8 protein-coding genes and 1 pseudogene are annotated in these 8,916 nt (G+C 61.9%); 4 read left to right on the forward strand and 5 right to left on the reverse strand.

Annotated elements, in window-relative coordinates:
• Positions 1-269: 269 nt before the first annotated feature.
• From K6M89_RS14290 to K6M89_RS14305, 4 genes are all read left to right on the forward strand, one after another.
• Positions 270-737 carry a hypothetical protein gene (locus tag K6M89_RS14290; RefSeq protein WP_222139868.1) on the forward strand — a complete coding sequence of 156 codons (468 nt, stop codon included), beginning with the start codon at positions 270-272 and terminating at the stop codon, positions 735-737.
• A gap of 10 nt (positions 738-747) precedes the next feature.
• Positions 748-1,149, forward strand: a complete 402-nt coding sequence (locus tag K6M89_RS14295; RefSeq protein WP_077994056.1) for a GFA family protein — start codon at positions 748-750, stop codon at positions 1,147-1,149.
• 31 nt (positions 1,150-1,180) lie between these two features.
• Positions 1,181-1,972 (forward strand): exodeoxyribonuclease III, encoded by a 792-nt coding sequence (xth, locus tag K6M89_RS14300; protein ID WP_222139869.1) that lies wholly within the window; start codon positions 1,181-1,183, stop codon positions 1,970-1,972.
• A gap of 108 nt (positions 1,973-2,080) precedes the next feature.
• The gene (locus tag K6M89_RS14305) at positions 2,081-2,263 is read left to right on the forward strand and encodes a hypothetical protein (protein WP_064683424.1); all 183 of its coding nucleotides are present in this window, start codon (positions 2,081-2,083) and stop codon (positions 2,261-2,263) included.
• Positions 2,264-2,281: 18 nt separating this feature from the next.
• Here K6M89_RS14305 and K6M89_RS14310 read toward each other — a convergent pair whose 3' ends face one another.
• The 5 genes and pseudogenes from K6M89_RS14310 to K6M89_RS14330 form a co-directional block, all read right to left on the reverse strand.
• Positions 2,282-4,366, reverse strand: coding sequence for an FAD-dependent oxidoreductase (locus K6M89_RS14310; RefSeq protein ID WP_222139870.1), 2,085 nt, complete (start codon positions 4,364-4,366; stop codon positions 2,282-2,284).
• Positions 4,367-4,372: 6 nt separating this feature from the next.
• A complete protein-coding gene (locus K6M89_RS14315) occupies positions 4,373-5,542 on the reverse strand; it encodes a Gfo/Idh/MocA family protein (protein ID WP_222139871.1) in 1,170 nt (389 codons plus the stop codon).
• 11 nt (positions 5,543-5,553) lie between these two features.
• A complete protein-coding gene (locus tag K6M89_RS14320) occupies positions 5,554-7,209 on the reverse strand; it encodes a GMC family oxidoreductase (protein WP_222139872.1) in 1,656 nt (551 codons plus the stop codon).
• A gap of 9 nt (positions 7,210-7,218) precedes the next feature.
• Positions 7,219-8,757: a GMC oxidoreductase gene (locus K6M89_RS14325; protein ID WP_222139873.1), complete on the reverse strand. Its 1,539-nt coding sequence runs from the start codon at positions 8,755-8,757 to the stop codon at positions 7,219-7,221.
• Between the two features lie 16 nt (positions 8,758-8,773).
• A pseudogene (locus K6M89_RS14330) lies at positions 8,774-8,916 on the reverse strand (sugar ABC transporter ATP-binding protein); the annotation flags it as partial.

The following is an 8,916-nucleotide window of genomic DNA, read 5'->3' on the forward strand; positions in this document are numbered from 1 at the left end:
CGCTTGCTGGACGCGCCGCGAATTTTCGCTTTTCCGGAGGTTAAATGCAACCGGACCAAAGGTACTAACACAGGCAGGACTTTGGTCCGGCAAACTGGCCTACAGTCGAATGGGCCCATATGCGGGCGATGTCATCGTACACGGGTGCCGGGGCGAATAATTCCACCTTCCCTTGCCGAGACGTTGCGGCTTGAGGTGCTGACGCATTTTTCTGGAACTTCTTTCTTTGTCATCGCTTTGATTGTCAAAGAGCAACAGAGGAAGCCCCCATGCCAAATCCCAACGAATCCCCGGCGGTCCAGTCCCTGCGCAAAGAGCAGGCAGAGCAGCGAAGCAAGGCCCGAAAGGGCGAGCTCGACAAAGCCATCGAAGACACGTTTCCGGCGTCCGATCCGGTGTCGATTACCCATACCTCGATACCCGCCGGTCGTAGCGACGTCGAGGCGGCTGAGCGCGTAAAGCGTGAGCCTGACCCGACAGCGCTTGACCAAGAATATCCATTGGTCGACCAGGTCCTGCGCTCGAGCGGCCGCGACCACGAGGAACTGCGCGCACTTCAGAAAGAAGCCGGCCGCATCGCAGAGTCCGGATCGGAGCTCGCTTCCGGCACAGCCCGCCTGGCAAAAGCGGAAGCGACGAGCTTCGCCCGGGAGATCGAGGATCGGATAAGGCGGCAGCCGTTAACGGCCGCAGCGATCGTCGCCGCCATCGCTTTTGTCTACGGCGCGACGCGTTGAGGTGTAGGCCATGGCGACGCGATGGACCGGCGGCTGCCTCTGCGGATCCTGCCGGTATGAATTCACCGGCGACACGCCGCATTCGGGTTACTGCCATTGCGACATGTGCAAGAAGGCGACCGGTGGTCCTTTCGCGGTTCTTGTCCAAGCCAAAGTCGAGAAACTCGTGTGGACGGATGCTGCTCCCGCCGTTTATCGATCCTCGCCTATTGCAACGCGCGGTTTTTGCAGCACGTGTGGGACGCCACTTTATCTGCAGTACGACGGTGATGAGTTGATCCGCGTGACGGCCGGCTCGCTCGATCACCCCGAGCGGATTCAACCGGCAGGGCACTATGGCGTGGAGAGTCGCCTTGCCTGGGCCGATTGCGGGCGCCGGCTTCCGGAGGAAGTGTCACAGGAGCGGTTCTAGATTATGGTCGCGTCGCTTCGACATCAGATCCATGAAAATCGCGACCTATAACGTCAACGGAATAAACGGGCGGCTGGACATCCTGCTGCGCTGGCTGAGGGAGGATGTCCCCGATGTGGCCTGCCTCCAGGAGCTGAAAACCGACGACGCCAGGTTTCCGCGAAGGGAGATAGAACGGGCCGGCTACGGCGCCGTCTGGCACGGACAGAGATCCTGGAATGGCGTCGCCATTCTGGCGAAGGGCAAGACACCGATCCTGACAAGGCGTGGCCTTCCCGGCGATCCCGACGATACCCATAGCCGCTATATCGAAGCCGTCGTCGACGGCCTTGTGATCGGATGCCTGTATCTGCCGAACGGCAATCCCTTTCCCAGCGCCAAGTTCGAATACAAGCTCCGCTGGTTCCGACGCCTGCAAGCCTATGCCGCCGAACTCCTCGAAATCGAAGTGCCGTCGATCCTGGCCGGCGATTTCAACGTCATGCCGACCGAGATCGACGTCTACAAGCCGGAGCGCTGGCTGGACGATGCGCTTTTCAGGCCGGAAGTGCGCAAGGCCTATGCCCGGCTGGTGGCCCAGGGCTGGACGGACGCCGTCAGGCATCTGCATCCGAACGAGCGCATCTACACCTTCTGGAAATACTGGCGGAACAGTTTCGAACGCGACGCCGGGCTGCGGATCGACCACCTTCTGCTCAGCCCGGCAGTGGCGCCGTGGCTTCGATCGGCAAGCGTCCGGCGAAAGCCAAGGGGCTGGGAGCATACGAGCGACCATGCGCCGGTCATGATCGAGCTCGACATCCCCGAAGCTGGCGGCGTTTGAGCTGCGATATCTCGCGGAGGAGCGAGGGAACCTCACGATGCCAGCTGGCGTTAGCTTGCAAAGGAGATTGTCTAATGGCTGCCAATTCCATTCCCGGAAGTGATCGTCATGGGTGAAAGCAAGAATTATCTCAACACCGACGAGATCCAGGCCGACGACCAATTATCGCCGAAGCCGATCGAAGGAAAAGATCCGCCAAGGCGCGTGCGCAAAAGCGAAGAGGCCGTCGCCGAAGGCTCTGACGACACGGAGCGCATCCGGGTTCCGCCACCGGTTGCCAATCCCGATTGATGCGATTGCGGCACGCTTTTATTTGCCGGCGCCGAGATCGTAGATGCGGCCCGTCAACCAGGCGGGCCAGTCCCGCTCGAAGAAGGATTTGGCGCTTTCATCGAAATTGCGGTTCGAACGGGTTGAAAGCCTGAGCTTATCGCCGTCGAGCCGAACGACGATCTGCTCGTCCCGATGCGCTTCGCGTTCTCTGCGGAAGCGATATTCCTCCAAAGGGCCTGCACTTGCATATGGAATGGATTCACCCTCGGTATCACATATTGCTCGCGCTCCGCGGCTGCCGCCGCCATTGCGAATGAAAAAGTCGAGGGCGCTGAGCACGGCTTCCGAGGCGAGCGCCATGTGGCGCCATTGCACGCCGCGGACCGCTTCGGCTGCGCGGCCGTAGGCGACGCCCCCGGCACGAATGTCCGCATTCAGTTTGCGCGCTTCGATCAAGGCTCGGGCGACGCTCTCCTGATCGCAGATAATGCCGGCCTTCTCGCTCATTCGCGCCTGCACTTCCGAGCGGATCGATTTGAGGGTGAGCGAGCTCTCGCTGCGAAGAGCGGCGAGCAGCGCGGTGATACCTGCCTCTGCGACACCTGACATATCGCCCGTGGTGACCCCCTTCGCCCTTCCGCTTGCGCTGATATGCTCGGCCGCCCGGGTGCCGAAGACCTGCCCGGCATTCAGCGCGGCGCCACCGGGCCGCGTTACGCCATGTGTGCCCGCCGCTTCGCCGACCGCGTAACAGCCGGCAAGATTGCTGCGGCCCCAGGTGTCGACCATGATGCCGCCATTCATGTGCTGGTTATTGACGGCGAATTCCAGCGGGTCGGCGGCGATGTCGATCTTGTAGCGGCGGTAGAGCTCGATCGCGAGCGGGTTCATGTGCTTCAACCGATCGATCGGCATGTCCTGATCGGCGCCCGCCTTGCCGAGATACAGGCGGACATCTTCGTCCAACCTCTCCAGGCTGAACGGCAGGTCGCCCGGCACCGGCAGTGGGTTGCGATTGAAGTCCATGAAGACACGCCGCCCCACGGCAGTTTCGCGATGGATGGCGAGATCCACCAGGCTCGAGCCGAAATCCAGCATGCGCGTTGCATGAAATGGCCATTGATAGCCCTTGCGGAAAACGTTCGACGCCAATTCCTGGCTGCTGCGGTAATATTGCGCCAGGAAATGATGTTCGCCACCCTCGGCATCGACCGAGTAGATATGCGGAATCGCCTGGACGTAAGTGCCCGATAGATTCCACGGGAAGCCTTCCCTGCGCGTTCCGATGCCGAACTGGCTTTCGGTCAGGTTGACGAGTTCGACGCCTGCCTCGAGCGCCAGGCCGAGGGAGCCGAAACACCCATTGGGATAGACGCTGTCGCGATAGAGTTCACCCGGTCCGCCAGCCGCGAGCACGATCACATTACTGACGAACAAGGCGATTCCGAGCGGGTTCCCCTCCATGCGATCAGCGGCGCGCATGGCAAGTATCCCGGCAACGCGGCGATCCGGTCCTTCGCCTTCGGTGAGGATTTTGACTGCGGTGGTCTGGTTGTAGAACGGCACATCGAGCCGGAGCGCCTCGTCGGCCAGCACCTTGACCATCAGGCGCGAGGTGCGCGGGCCGCAGCTGGTGGCGCGGCCGACCTCGTCATGGTCGGTCCGATATCGCAGCGTTCCACCGAGCGGATCCTGCGGCAGCGGCAGACCGAGAAACTGCAGCGACGCCATCATCCGCGACGAGCCCACGGCCTCGACATAGGCGGTGTCCTCGTCCATGGCGCCGCCGCTGCGGATGGCCCGGGCCATCGCCTTGTAACTATCGCCCTGATCCGCCGTGTTGGCCGTGTGCAGGGTCTGCTTGTCGGAACCGGAGCAGGCCGAGGTTCCGCCCCAGGCGCTTTGGCTGATGACAACGATATCATCGCCGCGCCGCTTCATTTCCACAGCCGCGCGCAGACCTGCAGCACCCGATCCAACGACGACACAGCCGGCTCGATAGATCGGCACGTCGATACCGGCGAGCCGAGCCGTTGCCGAAGGGCCGGCTTCAGGCGGAAGCTTAGGCATATCGACATCGGTCAGCGCATCGAGAATTTCCTGCGGGACGTCTATGGTCATCGGCGTTTATCCGAGCGGGATGTCGACCCAGCGCTTCTGCCGGGAAGACTCCATGCATGCGTCGACGATCTGGCAGATGTGGTGGCCGGTATCGAAGGTCGGCCACATCGGCCTGTTTGAGACGATCGAGCGGATCACCTCGGCGACCTCGATGATCTTGCTTTCGTTGTAGCCGATGCCGAAATTCGGCAGAGGCAGGAAAGCTCGGAAGGTGGAATTCTCCGGCCCCACGTCGATCTCGCGAAAACCGCGCCGTCCCGTCCGGTCATCGTTGGAGTAGAAACGCAGCCGGTTTATCTCGTCATAGGTATAGGCGATGCTGCCTTTGGTTCCGTAGACCTCGTAGGTCTGCATGAACTTGCGACCGGTCGCAACACGGCTGAAATCGACGATCCCGCCGGCGCCGTTGGCAAACCGGCATAGAAGGTTGGTGGCGTCGGGGTTGGTGATATCGGCCCAGGATTCGCTGCCCGTCAGTTTCACCTGCTCGCCATAGGCAAGGCCCTCGACGACCGGCCGGCGCGGCGTGACGATCAGATTGTCGGCGATCAGCGAACTGACGCGACCGACCAGGAAATCCATGAAGCTGAAAATGTGCGAACCCGTGTCCCCGACGATGCCTGTCGGTGCCAGCTTGCCATCGGCGCGCCACATGAAAGGCGCCGTGGGATCACCATACATATCGACGTGCTGACAGCCGCGGAACAGCTTGATCTCGCCGATTTCACCGGATTGAATGATGTCTTTCGCCAGATCATGAACGGGATTGCGGGGAAAGGCGTGTCCGACACGCGTAATCACACCTTTCTCTCTGGCGATCTCGGCCAGTTCCCGCGCTTCATCGGCGGTGTTGGCCAATGGCTTCTCGCAATAAACGTGTTTGCCGGCCAGCAGCGCCGCCTTGGCCACCGGATAGTGAAGATGGTCGGGCAGACAGATATCGATCAGATCGACCTCGGGATCGGCAACCGCCAGCTTCCAATCCTGGTAGATTCTAGCCCCCGGCGCCCTGTTGCCAATATCCTGCGCTACGTCAGGGTTGCAGTCGACCAGCGCCACGATCCGCGCCGTTCCGTCCGACACGCCGAAGAAATGCGGAAAGGTCTGATAGGCCATCGTATGGACCTTCCCCATCCAGCCCGAGGCGCCAAGCACTGCAACTCTGACTTCAGACATCGTCGTTCTCCTTACCGGATTTCCGCGCGGGCTCGCGGCCTGGAATCGTTGCGTTCATGAGCGAAGATTGCCGAGGGCAGCGCAGGCAAACCCCTGATTAGATCCGATCCTTTTTCGCCGACCATGACTGTCGGCGCATTGGTGTTGCAGGACGGCACGCGCGGCATGACGGAGGAATCGCAGACCCGGAGGCCTTCCAGGCCATGGACCTTGAGATCCGGCCCGACAACCGCGTCAGGTCCCGTTCCCATCTTGCAGGTGCCCACAGGATGGTGGTCGGTCTTGGCATTGGCGCAGCCATAGTCGAAAAGCTGCTCGTCGGTCATGACCTTCGGACCGGGAAGCCTTTCGGCCATGACATAGGGCTTCAGCGCCGCCTGCTGCATGATCTCGCGGGCGATCTTGAGCCCTTCCAGGGACATCTTCTTGTCGTGCGGATCGGACCAGTAGTTCGGATCGATCAAGGGTGCCGCACCCGGGTCGGCGGATGACAGACGCACCGTGCCGCGCGAGCGCGGATGCAGATAGGCGGAGTTGAGAGTCACGCCTGCATTCTTCAGCCGCTCGACGCCGGCTTCGATGCCTGATCCCAGGCCGAGGTGGAACTGGATATCGGGAGACCGCGCTTCGGGATCGGCATACCAGAAGCCACCGGTCTCGAAGAGCGACGAGGCCACCGGACCGGTGCGGAACAGGACATATTGAATCCCGGCCCAGAATGTGCGGTGCAGCTTCGCGACGCCGTCATAGGTGTGATCGCCGGTGCATTCGGCGATGACGAAAAGATCCAGATGATCCTGCAGGTTGCCGCCGACACCGGGCAAATCGTGGTCCACCTTGACGCCCACCGATTTGAGATGATCGGCCGGCCCGATGCCGGACTGCAGAAGAAGCTTCGGCGATCCGATCGCACCTGACGTCACCAGGATCTCGCGTTCGGCGCGGGCGATCTCCAAGCCGCGCGCGGTCGCGATCTCGACGCCTGTCGCTCGGCCTCTTTCGACGATGATCCGCGCGACGCGCGCGCCCGTCCGAACGGTCAGGTTCTTCCGGTCCTTGATCGGCGAGAGATAGGCGAGCGATGCCGAGGACCGTCGGCGATTGCGCTGGGTCAGCTGGTAAAATCCGACGCCGGCCTGCTGGCGGCCGTTGAAGTCGTGATTATAGGGAATGCCGAGCTCCTGCCCCGCACGGATATAGGCGTCGCAGATCGGCAGCGGTGCAGCCGGCATCGAAACACCCAGCGGACCGCCATAGGCGTGGTAGTCGTCGGCGAAGCGCTGATTGTCCTCCGCCCGTTTGAAATAGGGAAGGATCGAGCGATAATCCCAGCCCTCGCAGCCGTCTTCGCTGGCCCAGAGATCGTAGTCGGCCGCGTTTCCACGTGTATAGAGCTGGGCGTTGATCGACGAGCCGCCGCCGATGACCTTCGCCTGGGTATAACGAAGCACCCTGCCCTTCATGTGCCTCTGGGGAACGGTCTGCCATCCCCAGCTCGCCACGCCCTTGGTCATCTTGGCGAAGCCGGCAGGCATATGAAAAAGCGGATTCCAGTCGCCGCCGCCCGCTTCGAGAAGCAGCACTTTGACATCGGGATCTTCGCTGAGGCGGCTTGCCAGGACGCAGCCTGCAGGACCGGCACCGGTGATGATATAGTCGAAGCCCATTTTACTGTCCTATGTGAGACCGGCACGCGCCAACGGATCTGCCCGCGTCTGCAAGTCCTTCGATGCGATGTGATCTGCAACTCTCAGCGCCTGACTGGCGACGGTCAGCGCCGGATTGACCGCAGCCGACGTGGGCAGAAAGCCGGCGTCGACGACGAAGAGGTTTTCGTGGTCATAGGACCGGCAATAGGGGTCCAGCGGCGCCGTGGCAGGGTTGTTGCCGATGCGGATCGTTCCGCACTGATGGGACGGCGTGCGTTTATCGAAAGGTCTCGACAGCACGATCGGAAATCCGATCGACCGCAGGATCGCCTTCAGCTTGGCGACAAGCGCCAGATGGGCGTCCCAGTTGGTTCTCTGCCATTGCAGAATGATCCGATCGTCATCGACCATGACGCGGCTTTCGGGATTGGGCACGTCTTCGCTCATCGCATAGAAGTCGATGGCGTGGTCCGTCATGAAACGCAGAAGCCATTCCGGAGCCTGCGGCAGAGAGCCCTTCAGAACTCTTTCGGAGATACGCCCCAGCAACTGCACGTTGCCGAGCGGCGGTCCTCCCTCCCCGTCTGAGAGATAGAAGTCGTTGAAGGCGAACGTCTTTTGATAGACGGCGGTGTTCCTGAACCGTGGCGAAACGCCGATCACAGCGGAAGCGTTGTGGTTCATGAAGTTGCGGCCCACCTGATCGGAAGAGTTGGCAAGGCCCATGGGGAAGCGGTCGTTTTTCGAACGCAGCAACAGCACCGACGATTGGACCGCCCCGGCCGAAAGGATCACGATGTCAGGCGAGACGGTCAGCGTCTGCCCGTCCTTGACATAAGTGACCCGGTCGATCCGGCTCCCGGCTCCGGTGTCGAGCCGCGTCGCGCGCGCATTGGTTTCGAGCCGCACGTTCTTATGCCTCAGCGCCACCGCGAGCGCCGCAGTCTCGGCATCCATCTTGCCGTCCCGTGCATTCGGATGCGCGTCCCAGGGCGTACGCGCCTTGGAGAGCCAGGCGTCGAGATCGAGGCCGAGCGGCAGCGAAAACGGATGCAGTCCTTTCGCCTTGAGGCGCGCCCTGATATCGGCGATCGGCGCCTCGTCGGGCACGGGCGGGAATTCGTAGGCAGCCGAGTGATAGGGTTCCGTCGGATCGTCACCGAGATTGCCGCGGACCTGGTACATCCGCTCCGCCTTCGAGTACCAGGGCTCCAACTCCTCATAAGAAAAGGGCCAGGCCGGCGACACGCCTTCGCGGTGTTCGATGACGCCGAAGTCCTCTTTGCGATAGCGCGACAAGACGGCGCCGTAGAATTTCGAATTGCCGCCGACATTGTAGTAGTTGCCGGGATTGAAGCCTTTGCCGCTCGCCTCGTACCAGACTTCCCTAGGGCGGAAATGCCCTCGCTGGAAGATGGCGCGCTGGTCGCGATTGACGGGAAGATCGGCAATGTGATCGCCAGCTTCGAGGATCAATATGTCAGCACCGGTCGCAGCCAGGCCGGCGGCGACGGTCGCGCCGCCGACGCCTGAGCCGATGATGACGATGTCTGGTGAACCGCTCATCCTACCCCCCAGACCATCACGCGATCCGCATCTGGCTGTCGGGATCGAAGAACACGGCCTTGTCGAGATTGAAGGCAAGGCGGGTGTTCTGGCCCGGGGCGATGCCGGCATCGGCGCGCAGGCGGGCGACGACGGATTTGCCGCCGAGTTTGGTGACGG

This window comes from Rhizobium croatiense (assembly GCF_019793465.1).
Classification (GTDB): Bacteria; Pseudomonadota; Alphaproteobacteria; order Rhizobiales; family Rhizobiaceae; genus Rhizobium; species Rhizobium croatiense.